At 67.2% G+C, this 24024-nt stretch carries 22 protein-coding genes, 1 pseudogene and 1 riboswitch; of the genes and pseudogenes, 4 read left to right on the forward strand and 19 right to left on the reverse strand.

What is annotated here, in order from left to right; translation table 11 throughout:
* Positions 1–67 precede the first annotated feature (67 nt).
* A complete protein-coding gene (glyA, locus tag JS531_RS09900; RefSeq protein ID WP_214315590.1) occupies positions 68–1375 on the reverse strand; it encodes a serine hydroxymethyltransferase in 1308 nt (435 codons plus the stop codon).
* Between the two features lie 316 nt (positions 1376–1691).
* On the opposite strand from glyA, the gene thrC reads away from it, so the two are divergent.
* Positions 1692–3182 (forward strand): threonine synthase, encoded by a 1491-nt coding sequence (gene thrC / locus JS531_RS09905; protein WP_214315592.1) that lies wholly within the window; start codon positions 1692–1694, stop codon positions 3180–3182.
* 185 nt (positions 3183–3367) lie between these two features.
* Positions 3368–3988 (forward strand): GNAT family protein, encoded by a 621-nt coding sequence (locus JS531_RS09910; RefSeq protein ID WP_214315594.1) that lies wholly within the window; start codon positions 3368–3370, stop codon positions 3986–3988.
* Positions 3989–4020: 32 nt separating this feature from the next.
* On the opposite strand, the gene JS531_RS09915 is transcribed toward JS531_RS09910, so the two are convergent.
* The 3 genes from JS531_RS09915 to JS531_RS09925 are packed head-to-tail and all read right to left on the reverse strand — an operon-like array spanning position 4021 to position 7510.
* Positions 4021–4686: an HAD family phosphatase gene (locus tag JS531_RS09915; RefSeq protein WP_214315596.1), complete on the reverse strand. Its 666-nt coding sequence runs from the start codon at positions 4684–4686 to the stop codon at positions 4021–4023.
* On the reverse strand, positions 4683–6494 hold the full coding sequence (gene recN / locus JS531_RS09920; RefSeq protein WP_214315598.1) for a DNA repair protein RecN: 1812 nt from the start codon (positions 6492–6494) through the stop codon (positions 4683–4685). Before recN ends, JS531_RS09915 begins: the two co-directional genes overlap by 4 nt.
* Entirely contained in the window at positions 6494–7510 is a 1017-nt protein-coding gene (locus tag JS531_RS09925) for an NAD kinase (protein WP_240542167.1), read from the reverse strand. Before JS531_RS09925 ends, recN begins: the two co-directional genes overlap by 1 nt.
* A 202-nt stretch (positions 7511–7712) precedes the next feature.
* On the opposite strand from JS531_RS09925, the gene JS531_RS09930 reads away from it, so the two are divergent.
* Both JS531_RS09930 and JS531_RS09935 read left to right on the forward strand, forming a co-directional pair.
* Complete coding sequence (locus tag JS531_RS09930; RefSeq protein ID WP_214315602.1) at positions 7713–9176, forward strand: potassium transporter TrkG; 1464 nt, start codon at positions 7713–7715, stop codon at positions 9174–9176.
* 84 nt (positions 9177–9260) lie between these two features.
* Positions 9261–9930: pseudogene (locus JS531_RS09935) on the forward strand (TrkA family potassium uptake protein).
* Positions 9931–9988: 58 nt separating this feature from the next.
* Here JS531_RS09935 and JS531_RS09940 read toward each other — a convergent pair.
* From JS531_RS09940 to JS531_RS10015, 15 genes are all read right to left on the reverse strand, one after another.
* Positions 9989–10732 (reverse strand): TlyA family RNA methyltransferase, encoded by a 744-nt coding sequence (locus JS531_RS09940; RefSeq protein WP_214315625.1) that lies wholly within the window; start codon positions 10730–10732, stop codon positions 9989–9991.
* 73 nt (positions 10733–10805) lie between these two features.
* Positions 10806–10976 carry a hypothetical protein gene (locus tag JS531_RS09945; RefSeq protein ID WP_214315604.1) on the reverse strand — a complete coding sequence of 57 codons (171 nt, stop codon included), beginning with the start codon at positions 10974–10976 and terminating at the stop codon, positions 10806–10808.
* Positions 10973–12013 (reverse strand): HAD-IIA family hydrolase, encoded by a 1041-nt coding sequence (locus tag JS531_RS09950; protein WP_214315605.1) that lies wholly within the window; start codon positions 12011–12013, stop codon positions 10973–10975. The genes JS531_RS09945 and JS531_RS09950 overlap by 4 nt, the downstream gene beginning before the upstream one ends.
* An 8-nt stretch (positions 12014–12021) precedes the next feature.
* On the reverse strand, positions 12022–14085 hold the full coding sequence (locus JS531_RS09955) for a helicase (protein ID WP_214315607.1): 2064 nt from the start codon (positions 14083–14085) through the stop codon (positions 12022–12024).
* A 55-nt stretch (positions 14086–14140) separates the two neighbouring features.
* Positions 14141–15463: a tyrosine--tRNA ligase gene (gene tyrS / locus JS531_RS09960; protein WP_214315609.1), complete on the reverse strand. Its 1323-nt coding sequence runs from the start codon at positions 15461–15463 to the stop codon at positions 14141–14143.
* A 215-nt stretch (positions 15464–15678) separates the two neighbouring features.
* Positions 15679–16647, reverse strand: a complete 969-nt coding sequence (locus JS531_RS11165) for a putative ABC transporter permease (protein WP_240542168.1) — start codon at positions 16645–16647, stop codon at positions 15679–15681.
* Positions 16644–17156, reverse strand: coding sequence for an HD domain-containing protein (locus JS531_RS09975; RefSeq protein WP_214315611.1), 513 nt, complete (start codon positions 17154–17156; stop codon positions 16644–16646). The genes JS531_RS11165 and JS531_RS09975 overlap by 4 nt, the downstream gene beginning before the upstream one ends.
* A 176-nt stretch (positions 17157–17332) precedes the next feature.
* Positions 17333–17734: a rhodanese-like domain-containing protein gene (locus JS531_RS09980; protein ID WP_214315613.1), complete on the reverse strand. Its 402-nt coding sequence runs from the start codon at positions 17732–17734 to the stop codon at positions 17333–17335.
* A gap of 68 nt (positions 17735–17802) precedes the next feature.
* The gene (thiF, locus tag JS531_RS09985) at positions 17803–18633 is read right to left on the reverse strand and encodes a thiazole biosynthesis adenylyltransferase ThiF (RefSeq protein ID WP_214315615.1); all 831 of its coding nucleotides are present in this window, start codon (positions 18631–18633) and stop codon (positions 17803–17805) included.
* Positions 18633–19502: a thiazole synthase gene (locus JS531_RS09990; RefSeq protein WP_214315617.1), complete on the reverse strand. Its 870-nt coding sequence runs from the start codon at positions 19500–19502 to the stop codon at positions 18633–18635. Before JS531_RS09990 ends, thiF begins: the two co-directional genes overlap by 1 nt.
* A gap of 82 nt (positions 19503–19584) precedes the next feature.
* Complete coding sequence (gene thiS, locus JS531_RS09995; protein WP_214315619.1) at positions 19585–19779, reverse strand: sulfur carrier protein ThiS; 195 nt, start codon at positions 19777–19779, stop codon at positions 19585–19587.
* Between the two features lie 244 nt (positions 19780–20023).
* A riboswitch (TPP riboswitch) is annotated at positions 20024–20126 on the reverse strand.
* Positions 20127–20317: 191 nt separating this feature from the next.
* Positions 20318–21790: an argininosuccinate lyase gene (gene argH, locus JS531_RS10000; RefSeq protein WP_214315620.1), complete on the reverse strand. Its 1473-nt coding sequence runs from the start codon at positions 21788–21790 to the stop codon at positions 20318–20320.
* Positions 21791–22008: 218 nt separating this feature from the next.
* On the reverse strand, positions 22009–22746 hold the full coding sequence (locus tag JS531_RS10005) for a DUF308 domain-containing protein (RefSeq protein WP_214315621.1): 738 nt from the start codon (positions 22744–22746) through the stop codon (positions 22009–22011).
* Positions 22747–23042: 296 nt separating this feature from the next.
* Positions 23043–23351 (reverse strand): type II toxin-antitoxin system YafQ family toxin, encoded by a 309-nt coding sequence (locus JS531_RS10010; RefSeq protein ID WP_214315622.1) that lies wholly within the window; start codon positions 23349–23351, stop codon positions 23043–23045.
* Positions 23348–23656: a type II toxin-antitoxin system RelB/DinJ family antitoxin gene (locus JS531_RS10015; protein WP_214315623.1), complete on the reverse strand. Its 309-nt coding sequence runs from the start codon at positions 23654–23656 to the stop codon at positions 23348–23350. Before JS531_RS10015 ends, JS531_RS10010 begins: the two co-directional genes overlap by 4 nt.
* Positions 23657–24024 lie beyond the last annotated feature (368 nt).

The raw sequence follows: 24024 nt of genomic DNA on the forward strand, positions 1-24024 counted from the left end.
CCCCTAGGAGGGGAGCCTGCTGGATGCGCCGGCGCGATCCGCGCCTGGCCGTGGGCGGCTCGGCCGATCAGTGGATCTGGTCGAGGTCCGGGTAGAGCGGGAAGTCCTCGGCGAGCTTGTCGACGCGCGCCTTGAGCGCCTCGACGTCGGCGGACGGGCCGGCGGCGAGCGCGGTGCCGATGATGTCGGCTACCTCCTCGTATTCCTTCGGTCCGAAGCCGCGGGTGGCGAGCGCGCTGGCGCCGATGCGCAGGCCGGAGGCCACGGAGGCGGGGCGCGGGTCGAACGGGACGGTGTTGCGGTTGATGGTGATGCCGCACTGGGCGAGCAGGTCCTCGCCCTGCTTGCCGTCCATCTCGCTGTTGCGCAGGTCGACCATCACCAGGTGCACGTCGGTGCCGCCGGTGAGGACGGAGATGCCGTTGGCCTTGACGTCATCGGCGAGCAGGCGCTCGGCGATGATCTTCGCACCTTCGAGGGTGCGCTCCATGCGGTTCCTGAACTCCGGGGAGCCGGCCACCTTGAAGCTGACGGCCTTGCCGGCGATGACGTGCATGAGCGGGCCGCCCTGCTGGCCGGGGAACACGGAGGAGTTGAGCTTCTTGGCGTACTCCTGCTTGGCGAGGATGAAGCCGGAACGCGGGCCGCCGAGCGTCTTGTGGGCGGTGGAGGAGACGACGTCCGCGTACGGCACGGGGCTCGGGTGCAGGCCGGCGGCGACGAGGCCGGCGAAGTGGGCCATGTCCACCCAGAACTTGGCGCCGACCTCGTCGGCGATCTCCTTGATGGCCTTGAAGTCCTCGATTCGCGGATAGGCGGACCAGCCGCCGATGATCATGGCCGGGTGGGTCTCGAGGGCGCGCTGGCGGATGATCTCCGGGTCGATGCGGAAGGTCTCCGGGTTCACGCCGTAGGCTTCGGCGTGGTAGAACCTGCCGGAGAAGTTGATCTTCATGCCGTGGGTGAGGTGGCCGCCGTGGTCGAGGGCGAGGCCGAGGACGGTGTCGCCGGGCTTGACGAGCGCCTGGTAGACGGCGGCGTTGGCCTGGGCGCCGGAGTGCGGCTGGACGTTGACGTATTCGGCGCCGAACAGCTTCTTGGCGCGTTCGCGGGCGATGGTCTCGATCTGGTCGACGTACTCGCAGCCGCCGTAGTATCGGCGTCCCGGGTAGCCTTCCGCGTACTTGTTGGTGAGCACGGAGCCCTGGCACTGCAGCACGGCGCGCGGCACGAAGTTCTCGGATGCGATCATCTCCAGGCCGCTCTGCTGGCGGCGCAGTTCGGAGTCGAGCAGCTCGGCGATCTCGGGATCGGCGGCGCTGATGGGCGCGTTGAACGCGTCGGTTGCTTTCTGTGCGAGGGGTGAAGCGGTCATTCGTGCTCCTTAGACGGTGTGGGTAACGACTGGTTTGCCGTTCGGGCGCCGAGTGTACGGGGCGTTTGTGGCGAACCTGTTTCCGCCGTATGACGAATCTCACCCATTGGACGCCGCCCCACACCCGCCCTTTCCATCTGCCCTATGCGCATGGTGCGGCAAAACCCTCATGGTGCGGTGTCCCGGAACGGCACGATTCCGCCGTTGTGTTGATTATGTGTGACCGCACCATGGGAGAAGCGCCGCACGTTGGGAGGGTCGCCGGTAGACTGGTGAGTGGTTTATCATCCCCGTTTCGCATATTAAGGAATCCGCCGTGGCCACCACATTCCATTCCACCCGTTCCACCACCGACGCGCTGACCGCCAAGCAGGCGATCCGCAAGGGCATCGCCGACGACGGCGGCCTGTTCGTCACGGACGATCTGGGCAAGACCAAGGTGGATGTCGCCTCCCTGCCGGGCAAGTCCTATCAGGAGATCGCGGCCGAGGTACTGGGCGCCCTGCTGCCCGACTTCAGCGCGGACGAGCTCAAGGCGTGCATCGACGCCGCCTACGGCGACCAGTGGTCGGACCCGCGCATCACGCCGCTCAAGCCGCTCGGCGACGACTACATCCTCGAACTGTTCAACGGCCCGACCTCCGCGTTCAAGGACGTGGCCCTGCAGATCCTGCCGCGCTTCATGGCGCGCACCACGCCGGCCGGCGGCGACACGGACGAGAAGATCATGATCCTCACCGCCACCTCCGGCGACACGGGCAAGGCGGCGCTGGCCGGCTTCGCCGACGCGCCGGGCACCGCGATCACCGTCTTCTACCCGGAGGGCAAGGTGAGCCAGGTGCAGGAGCTGCAGATGACCACGCAGACCGGCTCGAACGTGAACGTGGCCGCCGTGGAGGGCAACTTCGACGACGCGCAGTCGGCCGTCAAGCGCATCTTCGGCGACAAGGAGCTCGCCGGGCGTCTCGCCAAGGACGCGCACGTGGTGCTCTCCTCGGCGAACTCCATCAACGTGGGCCGTCTCGTGCCGCAGGTCGTCTACTACTTCTCCGCGTACGCGCAGCTGCTCGCCGATCAGGTCATCAACGTGGGCGACGAAGTCGAGTTCGTGGTCCCGACCGGCAACTTCGGCGACATCCTCGCCGGCTACTACGCCAAGCTGCTCGGCTTGCCGGTCAAGCACCTCGTGGTCGCCTCCGACAAGAACAACGTGCTGTTCGACTTCCTGACGACCGGCACGTACAACCGCCAGCGCCCGTTCTTCCAGACGATCAGCCCCTCTATGGACATCCTCATCTCATCGAACCTCGAGCGCATGCTCTATTACCTGTCCGACGGCGACACGCGCCTCATCTCGATGCTCATGAACGACCTCAGGAACTGGGGCACGTATGAGATCCCGGAAACGCTGCTCGCCAAGATCCGCAAGTTCTTCGGCTGCGGCTGGGCCGACGAGGACCAGGTGCGCGCGATGATCGCCGACTGCTGGGAGAAGAACCGCTACGTCATCGACCCGCACACCGCGTGCGCGTACTTCGTGGCGCAGCAGATGCCGCGCGATCCGCTCACCCCGCGCGTGATCCTCTCCACCGCGAGCCCGTACAAGTTCCCGCGTGTGGTGAACGAGTCGCTCGGCTTCGACGCGACCGGCACCGATTTCGAGTGCATGGACGTGCTCGCGAAGGAGACCGGCACGACCGCCCCGGCCGCGCTGCGCGGCCTGGAGACCGCCGACGTGCGCTTCGACACGGTCGTCCCGATCGACGGCATGGAGGCCTTCGTCGAGCAGGCCGCCAAAGCGCTGTAGTCGCGCCCCCTCATATCCCCGAAACCCCCTCGGTCGTCTTCGGTGCGACCGAGGGGGTTTGTTCTACGGCAGGAAGGCCTCGTGCTCCGGGACCGGCAACCACCGGCAACCCATGTGAATTGCCGGTGAACACGGCCATGTCGCCGATTCCGCCGGTTTTAGAATGAGCCGTGAAGGGAGCCAACATGACAGACAACGCCGTTACCTTGCGCAAGACCGAACCATCCGATTACCCGCTGCTCGAACAATGGTGGAACGACCACGCCATCGCCGACGGATGCCGCGCCGGCACCGATGCCGTGCCCGCCGCCACCGTGGACGAGCAGTTCCACGCCTGGAGCGACACCGACGACGATCACCGCTTCGGCCGCACCATCCTCGACCCGGCAGGCAACCCGATCGGGCACATCGCCGCATGGGGCTGCGAGGACCCGGACCGCGACCCCGTGATGGGCATCCTCGTCGGCCCGTATTTCCAGGGCCGCGGCTACGGCAGCCAGGCGATGAAGCTCGGCATCCGTCTCGCCGCCGAACAACTGCACGCGAAGACCATCACCGTCAAGGTGTGGTCGTTCAACCTGCGCGCCCGCCATATGTTCGAATCACTCGGCTTCATCGAAGTCGACCGCGAGGCCGACGCCGTGGAACGCAACGACCGCTGGTACGACGAGGTGATCTACAAGGCGCCGATCAAGCGGCTCACGGACCGCATCGCCGCCGAAATCGTCGAACGTGAGGAGGGCGAGGAGCTGGAGCGCCGCCGCTACGCGGCCGAGCGTCCGTCCGACCTGCTGCCGGTGCGCTGAGCCCCGCGTCGCATCCGGACCGGGGCCGCGTCCTACAAGTCGCGCGGGGCGTCGTGGAAGTCGAAGAGGACGCCGTCGGCCTCGTCGCAGATCGTGGACCAGTCGGCGTCGGACGAGTCATCGTGCATGGCCCACACGCGCATGCCGACGGACCTGGCGGAACGGATGGCGACGAGCAGGTCCTCGAACACCGTGCAGTCGCGTGGTTCCACCCCGAGCCGCGCGGCGGCGAGCAGGAACACGTCCGGCCTGTCCTTGCCCACGTCGTTCGCATCGTCGACGGAGACGATCTCGTCGAACAGCCCGAGCATGCCGACATGCTCCAACGCAGGTTCCCTCAGACGCGGCGGCAGGGAGGTCGCCACCCCGAGCCTGACGCCACGGGCCCTCAGGTCCTTCAGATAATCGAGCGCGCCGGGCTTGGCCTCGACGGTGGTGGCGTAGGCGACGCGCGCCATGTCGTCCCACTCGTCCATCAGCGCCTCGGGCGTGTCCGGAAGGCCGAACCGCGCGATCGTGTATTCGGCTATCTGCCGGAACTGCATCGGCGCGACCATGGTCATGTAGTCGTCGGGCACGGCGATCCCTCGCTTGGCGAGGAAGTCGATGTCGACCTGGTCCCACACGCCCATCGAATCGAGGAGCGTGCCGTCGAGGTCGAAGATGGCGGCCTTGCGGCGGGAAACGTCAGCGGTCATAGGCGGGAGTCCTCCAGCAGTTCGCGGGCGTGGTCGAGCGAGGCTTCGGATTCGGAGCCGGAGAGCATGCGCGCCACCTCGTGGACGCGCGCGTCGTCCCGCACCTCGTTCACGGTGGTGACGACGCCGAGATCGTCGTCGTCCGCGTCCGGCGGCTCCTTGGTGACGACGAACTGCGCGTCCGCCCAGCTCGCCACCTGCGCGAGATGCGTGACGACGATGACCTGCGAGCTGCGGGCGAGCCGTGCGAGCCGCCTGCCGAGTTCGACGGCGGCTTTGCCGCCGACGCCCGCGTCGACCTCGTCGAAGATGAACGTCATGCCGGCGGAGGCCGCCGACGCCGCCTCGTCGTCGTCCCCGCCCGGCGCCGTATGCATGTCCGCGGCGGACAGTTCGAGGGCGAGCATGAGACGACTCAGTTCGCCGCCGGACGCGCTTTTGCCCATCGGCAGCTGCGGCGACCCCTCGTAGGGGGTGAACAGGAACGCGATGTCGTCGCCGCCGTTCGCGTCGAGCGCGTCGTCGCCGGACCGCGGCGTGACTCGGATCTCGAGGGACGCGCCGTCCATGGCGAGCGAGGAGAGCTCCTCGGTGACGCGCGCGGCGAGCCGTGCGGCGGCCGCGGCGCGCGCCGCGGACAACGCGTCGGCGGCCTGCGCGGCGGCCTCGTGCAGGCGGCCCCGTTCGGATTCCAGTTCAGCGAGCTTCTCCGGCGAGGCGTCCAGGTCCTCGATGTCGAACGCGGCCTTGTCGCGCCAGGCGATCACGTCCTCCACGGACGGTCCCCACCGTCGGGTGAGCTCGTCGAGGTCGTGGATGCGCGCGTTGAGCGTGTCCAGGTCCGTCTCCCCCATGTCCTCGCCGAGATGGCCGGACAGGGTGAAGACGATGTCGGCGAGGTCCGTGTTCACGGAGTCGAGACGGTCGGCGAGTTCGCCGAATTCGCCGCCGGAGACGTGGATGCCGCGCAGCGCCTGCGCGGCCTGGGTGATGAGGTCGGAGGCCCCCGGCGTCTCGATGTCGCCGATGTCCAGTTGGGAGGCGTCGAGCGCGCCGATTGCGCGGGACACGCCTTCGGCGATGTCGGCCGCGTTCTCGATGCGCTCGCGTTTCGCCTTGAGCTCCTCCAGTTCGCCCGGATGCGGGTCGACCGCGTTGATGCGGTCCACCGATTCGCGCAGGTAGTCGGCCTGCGCGCGTGCGGACGATTCCTGCGAGCGCAGGCGTTCCAGCCGCGCGTCCATGTCGGCCAGCGCACGCCATGCGGCGTGGTAGGCGGCCAGTTCGCGGTCGTCGCCGGCGGCGTGGTCGAGGAAGTCGCGTTGGCGGGCGGCGGAGGCGATCCTGAGCTGTTCGGCCTGGCCGTGGATGGTGACGAGTTCGCCGGCCACGGCGGCGAGCACGGACCGCGGCACGGTCCTGCCGCCCAGCACGGCGCGGGAGCGTCCGGTGGCGCGTACGGTGCGGGCGAGGAACAGTTCGCCGTCCTCCGGTTCGACGCCGGCGCGGCGGGCGATGGCGAGCGCGCCGCCGGCGAGCGCCTCGTCGGCGTCGTCGCCTTCGGCTTCGGCGGGCTCGTCCGCGCCGTCCTCGTCGTCGACGGCGAAGATGCCCTGCGCCCAGGCTTCGGATGCGCCCACGGACACGCGCTTGGCGTTGGCGGGGCCGCCGGAGATGAGCGACAGCGCGCTCAGCAGCATGGATTTGCCGGCGCCGGTCTCGCCGGTGATGGCGGTCATGCCGGGCGCGGGCGTGATGACGGCGGAGCGGATGGGACCGAGGTCGCGCAGGGAGAGTTCCTCGAGCATCAGCGGGCCTCCATGTCCGCGGGTGAGGCACCGTCGGCGGAGGCCGCATCCCCGCCGTGCCCGTGGTAGTCGGCGTGGTCGGCGTAGGCGGAGCGGAAGTCGGCGCCGTCGCGCTGCGCACGGTTCGGGCCGCCGTGCGCGGCCTGCTCGCGCCATCCGACGACCGGCAGGTCGAACTTGGTGACGAGACGGTCGGTGAAGGGCGCGCCGGACAGGCGTGCGAGGCGCAGCGTGCCGCGCGAGGCGCGCACGTCGACGCGCGTGCCCTTCGGCAGGGCGCGCTGGCGTCGGCCGTCGCAGCAGATCCACCCGCCGGACATGGAGTCGTCGAGGATGGTGATGGTGAACGTGGAGTCGGCGCCGATGACCAGCGGACGGGCGAACAGGGCGTGCGCGGCGAGCGGCACCAGCTGGAGGGCCTTGACGTTCGGCCACATGATGGGGCCGCCGGCGGAGAACGCGTACGCGGTGGAGCCGGTGGGCGTGGACACGATGACGCCGTCCGCGCCGAACGAGCTCATCTCCACGTCGTCCACGCTGATGGACAGTTCGACCATCTTGCCGCGGTCGGCGCGTTCGAGCGTGATGTCGTTGAGCGCCCAGTTCTCGATGGGCCTGTCGGCGCCGGGCAGCCACACGTCCACGTGGGCGATCATGCGCTCGTCGATGGAGTAATCGCGGGTGGCGATACGCCGGATGGCCTCGTCCATCTGGAAGCTCTCGAATTCGGCGAGGAAGCCGACGTGCCCCATGTTCACGCCGAGGATAGGCGTGCGCGTGCAGCGCACGAGTTCGGCGGCGCGCAGGATCGTGCCGTCGCCGCCGAGCACCACCACGATCTCGGTGTCGTCGGACACGACGGGGGGCTGCACGTCGAACGCGGGCGCCTCGAGGTTGTCGATGATCGACACGTCGAACCCGGCGTCGTGCAGACGGCCCACCACATCGGACACCACGGTGCCGCTGCGACGCAACCGGGTATGTGTCACCACCACCGCATGACGAACGCCGGCCATTGCCATCCCCCTTGGTACAAAAGGTCATATACTCGCGACCAATCCTAACCGAACCGAACGAACTCGTCAGGCGCCGGACGGACGTTTGACCGCCAATGGGCCTACAATGTCGAGGTAAGGAAATCGTAAAGACGCGACGCGTCCCGTCACCGTACGGACGCGTCGCGCACGGGGCCACGGCCCGGACGGCGGAGAGGAGACCATGTCGAACCTCGTCTTTGACGAATCGTCCTCCAACCGCGAAACCTCCCGGGGACTGGCCTGGTGGTTCTCCGGCAACACGTTCGCACAGGCGGCGTCCGAGGACACACGGCCGCGCAAGCGCACGTTCCTGCAGCATCTCATCTCCCATCCGGGACGGCTCACCATCATCTACTTCATGGCGCTCGTGGTCATCGCCACCGGCATGCTGCTGCTGCCCCCGTCCACGCCGAAGGGCGAGACCACCACATTCTCCACGGCCCTCTTCACCGCCGTGTCCGCGCTGTCCACGTGCGGCATCTCCATCGTGAACTCAACCACGCACTGGACGCTGTTCGGCCAGGCGGTGCTGCTCGTCTCCGTGCAGATGGGCGGTCTGGGCGTCATGACGTTCGCCTCGCTCATCACCCTGGCCATCAACCATCATCTCAAGGCCACGCAGCGGCTGCTCACGGCCAGCGAACTGGGCACGTCGAAGCTCAACGAGATCAAGGGCGTGCTCACCGTGGTCATCGCCACCACCCTGCTCATCGAGTCCGTCACCTTCGTGGCCCTCTCCCCCGGTCTGATGAAGGTCAACGGGGGCGATTGGGAGAAGAGCCTGTGGGAGGCGCTGTTCTTCGCGGTGATGTCGTACAACAACGCCGGGTTCACGCCGGACGGCGCCGGACTGCACGTCAACAGCTGGGCGGTGGGCATGCCGATCATGCTGTCCGCGTTCTGCGGCACGCTCGGCTTCCCCGTGCTGCTCAACCTCATGCGCTGCGCGAAAGGCCACGTGCCGCCGCGCCGGTGGAGCCTGCACACGAAGATCGCCCTGTCGATGACGTTCATCATCGTGGCGGTCTCGCTCGCATGGTTCCTGCTCGTGGAGTGGGACAACCCGTTCCTGTTCAAGGACGCGGACCTGGATTCGCGTCTGAGGCACGCGGTGGTGGCCGCGGTGATGCCGCGCAGCTCCGGCTTCGACCTGTCGTGGGTGCCGCAGGTGAGCGAGCCGACGAAGGTGTTCATGAGCTTCATCATGTTCGTCGGCGGCGGCAGCACGTCCACGGCCGGCGGCATCCGCGTCACCACGTTCGCGGTGATTCTGCTGATCTGCCGGGCCTCGTTCACCGGGCACAAGGACATCAACGTGTTCCGTCGCCGCCTGCACACCGATGTGGCGATGACGGCCGTGAGCATCACCACCACCTGTCTGATGCTGGTGCTCGCCTCCTCGGTGGCGCTGATGCTGGTCTCCGGCTCCACGCTGACGAACGCCCTGTTCGACTCCTGTTCGGCGTTCGGTCTGGGCGGGTACACGGTGGGCGTGGCCCGCGAGGACAATCCGGCCGCGCTGGCGGTGCTCGCCATCACCATGGTGGTGGGCAGGCTGGGTCCGATGACCATCGCGTATTCGATCAGCCGTCCGCGCTCGCCGGAGGCGGTGCGCTACCCCGAGGAGACGGTGGTGGTGGGCTGATCTCCCGACCGATTCCCCGCTGATTCCCGACCGGATCGCAATCGATCCACTCAATGATTCCCAACCTCGAAGGAGCATGGTGATATGGCCGTCAAACCGAGCAAACGCAAGGGCCGCAGCGTCCTGGTGGTGGGCCTGGGCCGTTTCGGCAGTTCCGTGGCGTCCACGCTGAACGCGCTGGGCCAGGACGTGCTGGCCGTGGACAAGGATCCTGAGCTGGTGGCCCGCTGGTCGGCGCATCTGCCGGTGGTCCAGGCGGACATGACCGACGTGCTCGCCATCGAGCAGATCGACGCCTCCCAGTTCGACACGGCCGTGGTGGCCATCGGCGACAGCGTCGAGGCTTCGGTCATCACCACGGGCAACCTGCTGGACGCCGGCATCACGGACCTGTGGGCGAAATCGGTGTCCGTGCAGCACGCGCGCATCCTGCAGCGCATCGGCGCGCGGCACGTCATCAACGCGGAGACGGACGCCGGCCGTCGCGTGGGGCATCTGGTGTCCGGCAACTACCTGGACTACATCGAGATCGAGGGACCGCACACCGTGGTGAAGGTGCATACGCCCTCGCATATGGCCGGCAAGACCATCGCCGAGGCGCAGGTGCATGACCGCTACGGCATCGTGGTGGTGGGCGTGAAGTCGCCGGGCAAGGAGTTCCAGTACGGGGAGAACGGAGCTCATCATGCGCCGCAACGACGAGCTCATCCTCGCCGGCAAGCAGAGCCAGATCGACCAGTTCCTCGGCGCCTGACGCGCCCCTGACGTGCCGCGATACGCGCGCTCCCGCGGACGCGGCGCGTCATGCGGGCTCACGCCCGCGCGTACAGGAGCCATTCGGCGTTGCCGTGCGTGCCTTCGATGGGGCTGGGCGCGGTGGCGACGACGTCGAGGCCATGTTCGCGCGCGCATGCGGTGACATGGTCGAGCGCCCATGCGCGTTTGTCCGGGTCGGTGACGATGCCGCCTTCGCCCAATCCCTCGCGGCCCACCTCGAACTGCGGTTTGACGAGGAGGACGATGTGCGCGCCGGGCGCGGCGATGGCCGCGATGACGGGGATCACGTAGGTCAGGGAGATGAACGACACGTCGGAGACGATCATCCGGGGCCGCCATGGCAGATCCGCGGGCGTGACCTCGCGGACGTTGACGCCGCTCATCTCGATGACGCGCGGGTCGGCGGCGATGCGCGGCGCGAGCTGTCCATGGCCCACGTCGAGCGCGATGACGTGCGCGGCGCCGCGCCGCAGCAGCACTTCGGTGAACCCGCCGGTGGAGGCGCCGATGTCGAGGCAGTCCATGCCGCCCGGTTCGGGCAGGCCCTGCGCGCCGAACCGTTCGAACGCGCCGACGAGCTTGTAGGCGCCCCGGGAGACGTAGTCGTCACCCTTGTCGACGACGATGCGCGTGCGCGCCATGCCGGTGACGGCGTACGCGGGTTTGGTGACGACCGTGCCGTTGACGGTGACCTTGCCGTCCTTGATGAGTTTGCGCGCCTTGGTGCGCGAGTCGACCACTCCCCCGGCCACGAGCCACAGGTCGAGCCTGTCGGGCATGTCCAGGGGTTCGTCGGCGCCGTCGGGGCCGACGCCGAGGTCGTTGGTGTCGTTCATGTCGCGCATAGGGGCCTCACTTGCCGATCGAGTCGAGTTCACGCCGCAGTGCGTCCAGCACGTTCTGGAACGTGTCGATGCGGCGCCCGTCGTCCATGGCGTCGATGTCCTTGAGCGCGGGGAACCGCTCGTCGAGCGGTTCCCTCGCGTCGTCGGATGTCGCGGGAGGCGTCACGGAATCCGTCACAGGGCGAACTCCGGCAGGGTGGCGCCGTCCATGTCCGTACCGGCGTCCGCGGCCTGCCATGCGGCGCACACGGCGGCGCGCAGCGCGTCGACGGACGTGGCATCGTCCACGGCGAGCGTGCGTGTGGCCGCGTCGAACGTGGCGTGACGGCCGGCGCACTCCCATCGGCCGTCGCCCAGATCATGCGGTTCGGGCATGGTCTCGCCGAACGCGCGCAGGTCGGGCGCGATGTAGGTGGGGCGCAGGTGGGCGGGCGCGAGCATGAGCTCGCGCGGGTTGGTCACGCCGGTGAGCACGGCGAGGGAGTCGTAGCCGCCGCGGTTGCCGGCTTCGATGTCCGTGTCGAGACGGTCGCCCACGGCGAGCGAACGCTCCTTGGGGACGAGCGCCTGGCCGCCGGTGGCGTTGAGTTCGCGCGCCTCGTCGTACATGTACGATTCGGGTTTGCCGGCGGAGGCGACGGGTTCGACACCGGTGGCGGCGATGACCGCGCGGATCATGGAGCCGCAGCCGGGCGCGATGCCGAGCTCGCGCGGGATGGTGAGGTCGCGGTTGGTCACGAAGTAGGTGGCTCCGGCCTCCACGGCGAACGCCGCGTTGGCCATCATCTGCCAGGTCATCTCCGGGTACCAGCCCTGGATGACGGCCTGCGGCCGGTCCTGCGGGTCGTCGGTGATGACGAGGCCGGCGCGCGTGACCTCCTCGCGCAGATGCTCCGCGCCGATGACGAGCACGGTGGATCCGGCGGGCAGGGCCTTGGCGACCATGCGGGCGGCCACCACCGAGGAGGTGATGACCTGCCAGGGTTCCACGTCGAGGCCGAAGCCCTTGAGCTGGTCGGCAACGACGTGCTGGAACCGCGACGAGTTGTTCGTCGTGTATTCGATGGTCATGCCGGCCCGTTCGGCGGCCCTGATGGAGTCGGCGGCGTATTCCACCGGGTTCTTGCCCCGGTAGACGACGCCGTCCAGGTCCAGCAGGGCCAGCTGGTAGGCTTCGGCGATCGGCTTGGCGGTGCCTTTGAGGAACTGCGTCATGGCCGTGTTCACGCCTCGGACGGGGCTTCGGTCTCGGTCTCGGCGGGCTCCTCGGACTCGTCCGCGGAGGTTTCGCCGGTCTCGCCCTCGGCAGGCTCGTCCTCGGTCTCATCCTCGTCGGAGGTCTCGCCTTCGGTCTCCGCCTCTTCGGATTCAGGCTCCGTCTCGGCCGGGGCGGACTCCTCCTCGGCCTTCTCCTCGACGGCTTCGGTCTCCTCCGACTCGGGCTCCTCGGTGGATTCGGCGCCGTCCTCGGCCTCCTCGGCCGGAGCCTGGGTCTCGTCCTCGTCGGCGGTCTCGCCCTCGGCGGGTTCGCCGGAGGTCTCACCCTCCTTGACCTCGCCGTCGTCCTCGGCCTCCTCGGTCTCGTCCTCGGGCGCGTACTGGGCGTCGTCCTCGGTGATACCGAGCTGTTCGAGCACTTCCGGATCCTCGAGGCCCTCGAGGTCGTGGTCGATGACCACGTCGTCGCTCTCCTCATCCTCGTCGAAGTCGGCGTACTGGTTCTCCAGCTTCTCGATGACCTGATCCAGATCGATGGCCTCGTCGTTGCGTCCGGCCTCCTCGAGGAACAGCTGCTCGGCCTGCAGGGCGCGCATGCGGTACGGACCGGTCAGGCCCTTGGAACGGCCCAGCGTGTGCACGATCTCGATGGCCTTGTCCCACAGCTCCAGGTCGGCGAGGGCGCCGGCGTAGACGAGGAACATCTCGGCCTTGGATTCGCCCTTGAGGTACTTGGCGTCGTCGGAGACGGCGATCTCGATGGCCTTCTTCGGGCTGCCGAGACCACGCTCGCAGTCGGCGATGAACGGCAGGTAGTCAAGGAAGCCGTTCATGCGGTAGGCGGTGCGGAACTCGCGCAGCGCCTGCTTGTAGTCGCCCATGCGGTAGCAGATGAACGCGAGCGTCTCACGCGCGAAGTCGATGCGGGAGGCCTGCTTGGCGGCCCACTTGGCGTGTTCGAGCGCGGCCTTCGGATCGTCCTCGATGAGCGTGTAGGCGGCGAGGATGTGCAGACCGATGTTCTCGGAGTGCTCCTTGGACAGGCCGCGCAGACGCTCCTTCTCGTCCTTGGACAGCATCGAATATTCAAGGCCCTTGGGCATCTTCGGCTCGCCGGGGCGGCGGTCGGTGTACGGGTTCTGCGAAGGGAAGCTCATCGTGCCGTCGGAGTTGCGGCGCGGCTTCCTCATGTACTCGCTGCGCTTCTGGTCGCGGTATTCGCGCTTCTCCTCGTCGGTGAACCGGCGACGCTCCTCGCGAGGCTCGTCGTTGTGGAACTTGCGTTCGCGATGGTCGTCGCGCTGGTAGCGCGGGTTGCCGCCGCGACGCTCGCCGTCCTTGTGGAAGTCGCGACGATCGTCCTTGTGGAAGTCCTTGCGGAAGCCACCCTCGCGACGCTCGCCGTCGCCGTCACGACGGAAATCACGGTCGCCGTCACGATGGAAGTCCTTGCGGAAACCACCCTTGCCGCCGCGGCGGTCGTCACGACGGAAGCCGCCGTTGCCGCGACGATCGCCGTCGCGACGGAAATCACGGTCGCCATCCTTGTGGAAGTCCTTGCGGAAACCGCCCTCGCGACGCTCGCCGTCGCCCTCACGACGGAAATCACGGTCGCCGTCGCGATGGAAGTCCTTGCGGAAGCCGCCGCGCTCGCCGTCCTTGCGGAACCCGCCCTTGCGGAAGCCACCGGACTTGCCGTAGCCGCGACGCTCGCCGTCGCGATGGAAGTCACGGTCGCCGCCCTGGCGCGGGCCCTTGTGGAAGTCCTTGCGGAAACTGCCCTCGCGACGCTCGCCGTCGCCGTCACGACGGAAATCACGGTCGCCGTCGCGATGGAAGTCCTTGCGGAACCCGTCCTTGTGGAAGTCCTTGCGGTAGCCGCCCTCGCGACGCTCGCCGCGCTCGCCGTCCTTATGGAAGCCGCCGCGGGAACCGCCGAACGACTTGCCGCCGTTGCCGCGCGGCTTGAAGCCCTTGCCGCCGCGGTTGCCCGGACGGCCGGAGCCGTGGCCGTAACCGCCCTTGCGTCCGCCGAACGACTTGCCGGAACGCTCGTTGCCTTCTGCCATGTGTCTTTGCCTTTCCTACTGAGACGTCCGAAAACGTCTTGAAACGTCTACAAAATCAGTGCTTCTCGACGGCGCCGAGCGCCTTCTTGCCGCGACGGATCAGCGCGAACCGGCCGGCGAGGAAATCGCCGTCGCCGAGCACGGCCTCCTCGTCCTCCACACGCGCGTTGTTGAGGTACACGCCGCCGGACTTGACGGCGCGACGCGCCTCGGACGCGGACTTGAACAGTCCGGCGGCCTGCGCGGCGTCGATCACGCGCACGCCCGCCTCGACGGACGGGAACACGTGCTCGCCGTTCTCATCGACGACCTTGAAGCCGTCGAGCACGGATTCGAGCGTGTCCTCGTCGATGGCGTTCAGGTCGCCGCCGCGGCCGAACAGCGCGGCGGAGGCGTCGATCGCGGCCTGCGTGGCGGCCTCGCCGTGCACGAAGCTGGTGACCTCCCAGGCGAGCGCCTTCTGCGCCTCGCGACGGCCCGGATTGGTCTTCGACTCCTCCACCAGACGCTCGATCTCCGCCTTCGGCAGGAACGTGAACGCCTTCAGCAGGCTCTCCATCTCCACGTCCGGACGGTTGATCCAGAACTGGTAGAACTTGTACGGGCTGAGCATGGTCGGGTCAAGCCAGACGGCGTTACCCTCCGACTTGCCGAACTTCTTGCCGGACGCGTCGGTGATGATCGGGCTGGTGAACACGTTGACGTCCACGCCGCGCACCTTGTGGATAAGGTCCAGACCGGAGGTGAGGTTGCCCCACTGGTCGGAGCCGCCGAGCTCCAGCGTGCAGTGGTATTCGTCGTACAGGTGGAGGAAGTCGTTGCCCTGCAGCACCTGGTAGCTGAACTCGGTGAAGGAGATGCCCTCCTCCGAGTTGAGGCGGCGGGCCACGGTGTCCTTGGCGAGCATCGTGCCCAGACGGAAGTTCTTGCCGACGTCGCGCAGGAAGTCGATGACGCTCATCTGCGCGGTCCAGTCGTAGTTGGACACGAAACGCACCGGGTTCGCGCCCTCGGTGACGAGGATGCCGCCGATCTGCTTCTTCAGGCGCTCGGCCCAGCCGGCCACCACGTCCTTCGGGTTGAGGGTGCGCTCGCCGGACTGGCGCGGATCGCCGATGAGGCCGGTGGCGCCGCCGACGAGGGCGATCGGGTGGTGGCCCGCCGCCTGCAGGTGACGCATGTTGATGAGCTGGACGAGGTTGCCGATGTGCAGGGAGGCGGCGGTCGGATCGAAGCCGCAATAATAGCTGATCGGCTCTCCGTTCAACGCCTTCGCGAGTCGATCCCTGTCCGTGGACTGGGAAATCAATCCGCGCCATTCCAGTTCATCGAGCAGGGTGTCGAACCCAGCCTCTTTGAAGTCGATGACGTGAGCCATAACTTGGTCGCTCTCCCTATCGAATTGTGTACTGACGGTGCTCTACTCGGATTTCAAGCGTCTCCCAGTCTCGCAGGACGCGGCGACAGTGAGGCAGGGCGCCATACGGACCATCGCATCGGCCGCCCGCACCGGAGCGCACGGGGCCGGAACGACGGCCGCACGGGGCCGGAACGCGCGGGAACGCATCGGCATGCATCGGACGGCGGCGACGGTCAGCGGCCGTCGCCGCGCCTGCCTTCGAACGCCTCGCGCAGCTGTTCGAGGGCCTCGTTGTTGCGGCTGTCGCGGCTGGTGCGCAGCTTCGGGAACGAGGCGATCATGCGGCGCTGTTGACGGTTGAACACGGAGCCGGCGGTCTGACGGATGCGCGCCATGAATTCGGCGGACATCTCACGGCCGGACTGGAGCGATTCGCCGAACCGTTCGCCGGTGCGACCGGCCACGCCGGCGATGCCGGAGACGGCGTCCCCCACCATGCCGGGCACCTCGCCCGCGTAGGCGGACACGTGGTCCACCGTGCCGGAGACGCCGGACGCCACGCCGGATGCCACACCGGACATGCCGGACGCCACGCCGGAGACGGCGTCGCCGACCTTCTCGCGCATCGCGTCGCCGTATTTCGCGACGGTCTCGCGGAACCGGTCGAGTCTGCCCTCGAGGTCCACGATGCCCGTCACGGTGACGATCGTATCGGCGACGACCGCGACGAACAGCACGAGGGACAACCAATGCACCACGGTCAGGGGGATCATGGCGGTGACGGCCGCCACCTGCGGCTGGACCACATCCACGATGACCACGCCGCCGACGCCGAACACCAGCGCGCCAAGCAGGCAGATGCGGCCGTTGAGGTTGAAGCGGAAGTTCGAATAATCCCACCATCGCGCATGGAACAGCCGTTCCATGGCCCATGAGGTGAAGTATTCGAGTGCGCACGCACCCACGGCGGAAACGACGAACACGGCGAGGGGCCTGCCGTGCAATCCGCCGAGCAGGACGACGGCCAGCACGGCGCCCGAGCCGTAGATCGGGCACAACGGACCGTTGAGGAAGCCACGGTTCACCGGGCGACGCTCCTGCACGGAGACGAGAATCGACTCGTACGTCCAGCCGCAGAAGCTGTAGAACAGGAACCAGAGGAACAGGTAGTCGAGGGCGAGCGGGAACGGCGCGGGACTCATCGCGCGGCCCCCTCCGGCCGTTTCCCCTTGTTGAACCGGTCCAGGGAGAACGTCTCGCGCGTGGCGGACAGCTTGTCCGCGAGCGTGACGAGCCACCCCTCCGCATAGCTGGGCGCGGTGGGCGTCATCGGGAACATGTGGCAGGAGATCGCATCGCGTTCGATGGCGTTGAGGCGGAAGTCCCGCGCCGCGTTGACCAGCGCCGCGTTGCCGTGCGTGAACCCGTGCAGGCGGTGCGCGCCGCCGTCCCAGTCGTGCCAGTCGTAGAGGAAATAGTCGTGCAGCAGGGCGGCGCGGATCAGCGACCTGAGGTCGACGCGCCGCCACAGGTGCATGCGGTCGGCGAGCCACACGGCCAGACACGCCACGCGGATGGAGTGCGCGAACGTGGTCACGTTGCCGTGCTGGTAGTTCATGCGCTCGCTGCGCATGTTCGGATGTGCGAGCACGTCGCGGCCATGCCTGGCGACCAGCTCACGGATCTGCGTACGGGTAAGCAGACGTGACACGGTGTTGTCGTCCTTATCGATTCGTTGCGCGACACCGGATCCGGAATCCCACCGGACGGTCGCGGATATGTCGGGTTTCCGTGACCGATGGTAGGGCACGCGCGTTTCCGAAGGCCACGCCCGCAAGGATGATTCACAAGACGGTTGCGGAAGGACGGTTGCGGAAGGACCGCCGTTCATGGCCGCTGCGGCTCCGGCTCCTGTTCCCCGTCTCGCCGTTCCCGCAGGAATTCGCGGTATGCGCGGAACCCGCCTTCGAGGCTCGCCACGTCGTAGCCGCGCTCGGCGAGGATTTCGGCGACCTCCTCGCTCCACCATCCTTCGGTGCAGTAGACGACGACGGTGCGTTCCTTCGGCACGGTCCTCAGGACCCGGGCCAGCGGGTCGAGCGGCGCGTTGATCGCGCCTTCGATCGGATATGCGGCCACGTCGGCGGGCTCGCGCAGGTCGAGCAGCGTGACGTCGTTTCGGTCGAGCGCGTCGAATTCGGCCGGGGTGATGCGGCGGAACGACGGTTCCGCACCGGTTCCGGAAACGTCGGCCCCGGCAAGTCCTGTGATGTCCAGTGCGATCGGCATGACTGGTTCCCCTTTCGATTGGTCGGGGCTCCGCGGCCGGAGCCCCGCGATGATGCCGGACCTACGCGTCAGAGCGCGCAGGCCGGTTGGATGTAGCGGTCCGGGTCGAGCGCGGTGATGGTCGGGGCGTCGCCGCACACCGGGCAGTCGGGCACACGCTTCGGCAGCGGCACGCGGCGGATGTTCATCGTCAGCGCGTCGACGGTGAGCATGCGCGCGACGAGCGGCTCGCCCACCCCGATGATGAGCTTCAGCGCCTCCGTCGCCTCGAGGCTGCCGATCACGCCGACGACCTCGCCGAGTACGCCGGCCTCGCGGCAGGTGGGTACTTCGCCGGCGGCGGGCATGTCGCGGAAGATGCAGCGGTAACACGGGCCAGCGCCGGGCACGACGGTCATCACCTGCCCGGCGAAGCCGACGACACCCGCGTGGATGAACGGCTTGCCGGCGAGCACGCATGCGTCGTTGATGAGGAATTTGGCGGAGAAGTTGTCGGTCGCGTCGATGACGAGGTCGTAGCGCGCGATGAGGTCCGCGATATCGTCGGCGTCGACCGGCCGGTCGAACGTCTCGACGGTGACGTCCGGGTTGAGCGCGCGGATCGCGGCGGCGGCCGATTCGGCCTTCGGCTCGCCGATTCGTGCGGTGGTGTGGATGATCTGGCGTTGCAGGTTGCTCAGGTCGACCACGTCGCCGTCCGCCAGTCCGATGCGTCCCACGCCCGCGGCGGCCAGATACAGCGCGGCCGGCGACCCCAGTCCGCCCGCGCCGATGATGAGCACCGAGGAGGCGAGCAGACGCCTCTGCCCCGTGACGCCGACGCCGCGCAGGATCAGATGGCGCGAATAGCGTTCGAGCCGTTCGTCGGTGAGCGTCGTGGCCCCCGTGTCCGCGGCCATCAGTGCAGGTACCCCGTGGTCGGGCTGGACGGGACGGCGTGGCCTTCGGTCACCTTGCCGAGTCCGGCGAGGTAGGCGGCGCGGCCGGCGTCGATGGCGTGCTTGAACGCCTCGGCCATGAGCGGGATGTTACCGGCGGAGGCGACGGCCGTGTACGCCATGACCGCGTCGGCGCCCATCTCCATCGCGTCGGCGGCCTGGCTGGGCCGGCCGATGCCCGCGTCGATGATGACCGGCACGTTCGCGTTGGCGATGATGATCGCGATGAAGTCACGCATCCGCAGGCCCATGTTGGAGCCGATGAGCGAGCCGAGCGGCATGACGGCGGCGGCGCCGGCCTCCTCGAGCTGGCGTGCGGCGATCGGGTCCGGGAACATGTACGGCATGACGACGAACCCCTCCTTGGCCAGCATTTCGGTGGCGCGGATGGTTTCGGCGTTGTCCGGCAGAAGATACTTGGTCTCGTGCTCGATCTCCACCTTGACGAAATCGGTGTGGCACACCTCGCGCGCGAGACGGGCGATGCGCACCGCCTCCTCCGCGTTGCGCGCGCCGGACGTGTTCGGCAGCAGCGTGATGCCTTCGGGGATGTAGTCGAGCACGCTGTTCTCGGTGGTGGTGGCGCGGCGCAGCGCCATTGTGACGATCTCGGTGCCCGCATGTTCGACGGTCGCCTTGATGAGGTTCAGATCGTAGCGGCCGGAGCCGAGGATGAAGCGCGAATGGAATTCGTGGCCGCCGAGGTTCAGCGGCTTGTCCTCGACGGGTAGGATCGGCGCGGCGGTGCCGACCGGGTTGATGACCGCCGGCTGGGGCGGCAGCGGCGTGGCGTCGACGGACGCCTCGGTGACGGGGTTGATGTTGCTCATGATGGGGTTCCTTCCGGATTGGATGCGGGGCGATGTGGGCTCGGATACGGATGCGGGCGATGCCGCAGGTGCGGATGCGGCCTCAGCCGCCCTGCACGAACTGGACGATCTCCATGACGCTCCTGTCGTCGAGCATCGTCTCGGCGCGGCGTTCGCGCGGGATGATCTCGCCGTCGAGCTCGATGGCGACGCGTTCGGCCCTGAAGCCGTGCGCCTCGAGATAGTCGGCGACGCTGACCGGCTTCTCCAACGTGACCTGTTCGCCGTTGACCTGCATGGTGGGTGTTCCTTCCTTTCCCCGTCGTGACGGATGACGATCCCGTCGGCGCCGCCGACGAAAAAGGGCACACGAACGGAAGCCGTACCTTGAGTGGTGCGCCCATTCATGTGCCCTGACATGCGACCATGCGGGAAGGATCCGGGCGGCCGGACGAGTAACGGCCGCCGTTCGCCAACCCACATGGCTTGATTATGTTGCGAAACGGTCCCCGGTATGACTCCCGGTCGACTTGGATAAGGAAATCCCAAACGACAACGATTCCTTACGGCGGCATGACCCGCGTCAAGTTCCCCGGTCGAAGCTTCGTGCTTCCTCTCAGCCTTGCGGCTCCCGTTCGTTATGCGGCCAGAGTACGCCTCCGCCGTGACATGGGCGGATGGACGGGACATGCGGAAACCGGACGGACGGGCGAAAGACGGACGAATCGGCGGATACGACGAGAGTCTCCCCCGATGAATCGGAGAAGACCCTTGGAACGTCACGGAACCGGACGGAACCCCGCCGACCAGTCCATCGGCCGGCGGCCGGCGTCGAATCAGAAGGTGCCGGGAGCCTTGTAGGCGGAACCGTCGGAATTGGAGTCGGCGAACACCTTGAGCTCCTCGACCTCGCGCTTGGCGTCAGCGATCTGCTCGCGCACACGGCCGTAGGCGGTGCCGCCCTTGCCGTTGCGGGAGTCGACGGAACCGTGGGAGGACAGCACCTCGCGCACGCCCGGCGCCTTCTCGGCGGGGAGGAACGCAGCGAACGTGGACTGGAAGTCCTCGTCGGTCAGGTCCCACAGCTCCTGGCCGCGGCCTTCGGCGAGCTTCACGCACGCGCCGGACAGTTCGTGGGCGTGGCGGAACGGCACGCCGTTCTTGACGAGCCATTCGGCGATGTCGGTGGCGAGGGCGAAGCCGGTCGGAGCCTCCGTCTCAAGACGGTCCGCATCGAAGCGCATGGTCTGCACCATGCCAATGAACGCGGGCAGCAGCACCTCGAGCGTGTCGACCTGGTCGAACACGGCCTCCTTGTCCTCCTGCAGGTCGCGCGCGTACGCGGTGGGCAGGCCCTTCAGCGTGGCGAGCAGACCGGTGAGGTCGCCGATGAGACGGCCGGACTTGCCGCGCGCCAGCTCGGCGATATCCGGGTTCTTCTTCTGCGGCATGATGGAGGAGCCGGTGGAGTAGGCGTCGTCGAGCTTGACGAACGCGAACTCCTGCGTGTTCCAGATGATGATCTCCTCGGACAGACGGGAGATGTCCACGCCGGTCATGGCGGCGACGAACGCGAATTCGGCGACGAGATCGCGGGAGGCGGTGCCGTCGATGGAGTTGTCGGTCACACGGGAGAAGCCGAGCTCGCGGGCCACGGCCTCCGGGTCGAGGCCGAGCGTGTTGCCGGCGAGCGCGCCGGAACCGTACGGGGAGGCGTTGATGCGCTTGTCCCAGTCGAGCAGGCGCTGCACGTCGCGCAGCAGCGGCCACGCGTGGGCCATGAGCTGGTGGGCGAGCAGGACCGGCTGTGCATGCTGCATGTGGGTGCGGCCCGGCATGACGGTGCGGCCGACCTTCTCGCTCTGGGCGATGAGCGCGTTCACAAGTTCGAGCAGGAGCTTCGCGATGACGCGGGAGTGGCGGCGCAGCCACATGCGGATCAGGCAGGCGATCTGGTCGTTGCGGGAGCGGCCGGCGCGCAGCTTGCCGCCGAGCTCGTCGCCGGCGATGTCGATGAGACCACGTTCCAGCGCGGTGGCCTCGTCCTCGTCGTCCTCGATGGGCGCGAACGTGCCGTCGTCCACGCGACGCTGGAGCTCGTCGAGCGCCGCCTCCATGTTGTTGAGTTCCTCGGTGCTCAGCAGGCCGGCGCGGCCGAGGGCGCGCGCGTGGGCGCGGGAGCCGGCGATGTCGTCGTCGGCGAGACGCCAGTCGAACTGGGTGGACTTGGACAGGCGGGCGAGCGCGGCGGACGGGCCGGAGGTGAAGCGGCCGCCCCACAGGGCGAGGTGTTCGGTGTTTTCAGCCATGCGTGTCTCCTTGGAAAACGGTTGTCGAACAGCCGCCGGACGCTTGTCGCCGCTGCTCGTTCTAGGATTCAGACCGTATGCCAGCCTATCAGCGTTGCGATACATCGGGCGGGGTGGGATGGTGGGGTGGCCGGGACGACGACTGAATGCTGGACGCGTGGGCAGGCGGCATGGGCCAGACGTCCCAACTCAGATATGGCTCAGCGCGCGACCGCGCTTCAGCGGCCCTTCGGCAGCCTGCCGAACGTAAAGGCGCGCACGAGGGCGGAGACTCCCATGACGATGAGCGCGCATCCGGCGAAGACGACGAGCCACACGGTGGAGCTGATGGGCGAAAGCAGCACCACGAATCCAGCGATGATGGAGACGACGGCGTAGAGCACGGCCCATCCGGAGCTCGGGAGCCGCCAGGATTCGACGAGCGCCATGAAACCTTCGAGCATCCAGCCGATGCCCACGGTCATGGTGACGAGCACCGCCAAGGTCTGTCCGGACAGGGCGGCGTTCTTGAGCACGGCCACGCCGCCGACGGCGAGCAGTACGCCGACGAGGATGTCGAGCACACGCCACCCGCTCGGCAGACCGAGCTCGACGATGGCGACGACCACGCGCACGAGGCCGGAGACTACGAGGTATATGCCGAGCAGGACGGCTGCGACCTTCAACGTGGCTCCGGGCCAGAACAGCAGGGCGGCGCCAAGCAGGACGGCGGCCACGCCGATTATGCCGTAGAAGCCGCGCACCCAGTTCTTGGTGTGCTGCGGCAGCATGGTCTCGATGAGTTTGAACGGGTCGACCGGGCGGTTGTTCCACGGATCGCCCGAACCACCGTTCCCTCCTGGCTGTCCGTACTGCCCCGCATACGGATTGTTCGATTGGTTCACGTACGGGTTGGCATACGGGTCGCCGTTCTGTCCGGCACGCGGTTCGCGGGGATCCTGATTGATATTCGTCATGATGGCCTCCTTACGTCCTGTATCTGTGTTCTGCCACCATGCTAGGCAAGCCGTCTAGTTTCTGCCATCATCATAATTGGTCAAGTTGCCCAATAATTATCTTCATGAGGGGATGACGTACCATCCGCACACGCACCGCCGCCGCACGGACATCGGACACCAAAGCGAAACGTCACCACCCCGGACGATAGGACGCCTGCTAAAAGCCTCCTATCGTACGGTTAAGCGTTTTCTCGCCCTTACGACATAAGAAAACCGCACCACGGGCATGTGATGCGGTTCGATGGAATCCTCGGCTACAGCACCTCGCCTTGGAACAGTTCGGCGTGCGTGCCGATGCGGACCATGCGAATCACGGTATGGCCGGCGCGTTTCCAGTACAGCACCAGCACGTCGATATCACCGGCCAAGTGGAACTCCCAATGCCCGTTGTAGTTGCCGCCGGCGTTGCCCAACACGTGCGGACGATACCCCTCGGGTAGTTCGCCGTCCTCACGTAGCATCAGAATGGCGTCATCCAGATCATCCAGCAGTTCGGGATGAACGCGGCCCAGCCACTCGTAATCCGCATCGAAACGCGAATCGAACTTGATGATGTAACTCATTCGGCATGTCCCCTCAGCTTGCGCAGGTGCTCGCGCACATCATCCTCCGTACGGCATTCCACGGCGTCGTCAGGAATCAGCCCAAGCTCCTTGGCTTCAGCTTCCACCATCGCGCGTCGCGTCTCCTCGGTCGGCGTCAACCGCACGCCCGTATACCGGCGGGGCTTGAACGGCACGCCGTCCTCTTCGAGCGACTGACGCAGAAACATGTTCACCGCGGTGCTCAAGCTCATTCCCATGGACTCGTACAGGGCGGCGGCACGCGTCTTCACATCGTCATCGACATTGGCAATCACTTTACCCATAATAACCTCCCAACGGTAATCAGATGGTATAAATCATATACCAAAAAGGTAAACAAAGAGTATTGCGCCGCCCGGCGAAAGCGAGATAATAAATGGCTATTCGGGCGTTTGTGTGGGTGTGAATCACCTGTCTGGCTTACTGCCTATTGGCGTCCGGGGAGTTGGAGGCAAAAGCTGATGGGGGCGGTGACGTTTTGTTGGACTTCGTTGTCTGTATGGTCGTTCAGCACGTTATCACAGATGTTCAGGCGACGAGCCCGAGCTCGACGCGTTTGTCCATGATGCTCATGCCGTATTCGGTCTTGATGCGCTTGTCCCTGTACCAGACCATGTACTCGTCGAGCATGGCGGTGAACCTGTCGATGGTC

This window comes from Bifidobacterium sp. CP2 (assembly GCF_018555635.1).
GTDB lineage: Bacteria > Actinomycetota > Actinomycetes > Actinomycetales > Bifidobacteriaceae > Bifidobacterium > Bifidobacterium saguinibicoloris.

Coding starts and splice junctions, on each gene's coding strand:
- JS531_RS09980 (WP_214315613.1), bottom strand. CDS start 17,734: ATGCCGATCGCACTGGACATCACAGGACTTGCCGGGGCCGACGTTTCC.
- tyrS (WP_214315609.1), bottom strand. CDS start 15,463: ATGGCTCACGTCATCGACTTCAAAGAGGCTGGGTTCGACACCCTGCTC.
- argH (WP_214315620.1), bottom strand. CDS start 21,790: ATGGCTGAAAACACCGAACACCTCGCCCTGTGGGGCGGCCGCTTCACC.
- JS531_RS11165 (WP_240542168.1), bottom strand. CDS start 16,647: ATGAGTCCCGCGCCGTTCCCGCTCGCCCTCGACTACCTGTTCCTCTGG.
- JS531_RS09930 (WP_214315602.1), top strand. CDS start 7,713: ATGTCGAACCTCGTCTTTGACGAATCGTCCTCCAACCGCGAAACCTCC.
- thiS (WP_214315619.1), bottom strand. CDS start 19,779: ATGCAGGTCAACGGCGAACAGGTCACGTTGGAGAAGCCGGTCAGCGTC.
- JS531_RS10005 (WP_214315621.1), bottom strand. CDS start 22,746: ATGACGAATATCAATCAGGATCCCCGCGAACCGCGTGCCGGACAGAAC.
- JS531_RS09950 (WP_214315605.1), bottom strand. CDS start 12,013: ATGACGCAGTTCCTCAAAGGCACCGCCAAGCCGATCGCCGAAGCCTAC.
- JS531_RS09940 (WP_214315625.1), bottom strand. CDS start 10,732: ATGCCCGACAGGCTCGACCTGTGGCTCGTGGCCGGGGGAGTGGTCGAC.
- JS531_RS09910 (WP_214315594.1), top strand. CDS start 3,368: ATGACAGACAACGCCGTTACCTTGCGCAAGACCGAACCATCCGATTAC.
- JS531_RS09915 (WP_214315596.1), bottom strand. CDS start 4,686: ATGACCGCTGACGTTTCCCGCCGCAAGGCCGCCATCTTCGACCTCGAC.
- glyA (WP_214315590.1), bottom strand. CDS start 1,375: ATGACCGCTTCACCCCTCGCACAGAAAGCAACCGACGCGTTCAACGCG.
- recN (WP_214315598.1), bottom strand. CDS start 6,494: ATGCTCGAGGAACTCTCCCTGCGCGACCTCGGTCCCATCCGCTCCGCC.
- JS531_RS09925 (WP_240542167.1), bottom strand. CDS start 7,510: ATGGCCGGCGTTCGTCATGCGGTGGTGGTGACACATACCCGGTTGCGT.
- JS531_RS10010 (WP_214315622.1), bottom strand. CDS start 23,351: ATGAGTTACATCATCAAGTTCGATTCGCGTTTCGATGCGGATTACGAG.
- JS531_RS10015 (WP_214315623.1), bottom strand. CDS start 23,656: ATGGGTAAAGTGATTGCCAATGTCGATGACGATGTGAAGACGCGTGCC.
- JS531_RS09990 (WP_214315617.1), bottom strand. CDS start 19,502: ATGAGCAACATCAACCCCGTCACCGAGGCGTCCGTCGACGCCACGCCG.
- JS531_RS09955 (WP_214315607.1), bottom strand. CDS start 14,085: ATGGCAGAAGGCAACGAGCGTTCCGGCAAGTCGTTCGGCGGACGCAAG.
- thiF (WP_214315615.1), bottom strand. CDS start 18,633: ATGGCCGCGGACACGGGGGCCACGACGCTCACCGACGAACGGCTCGAA.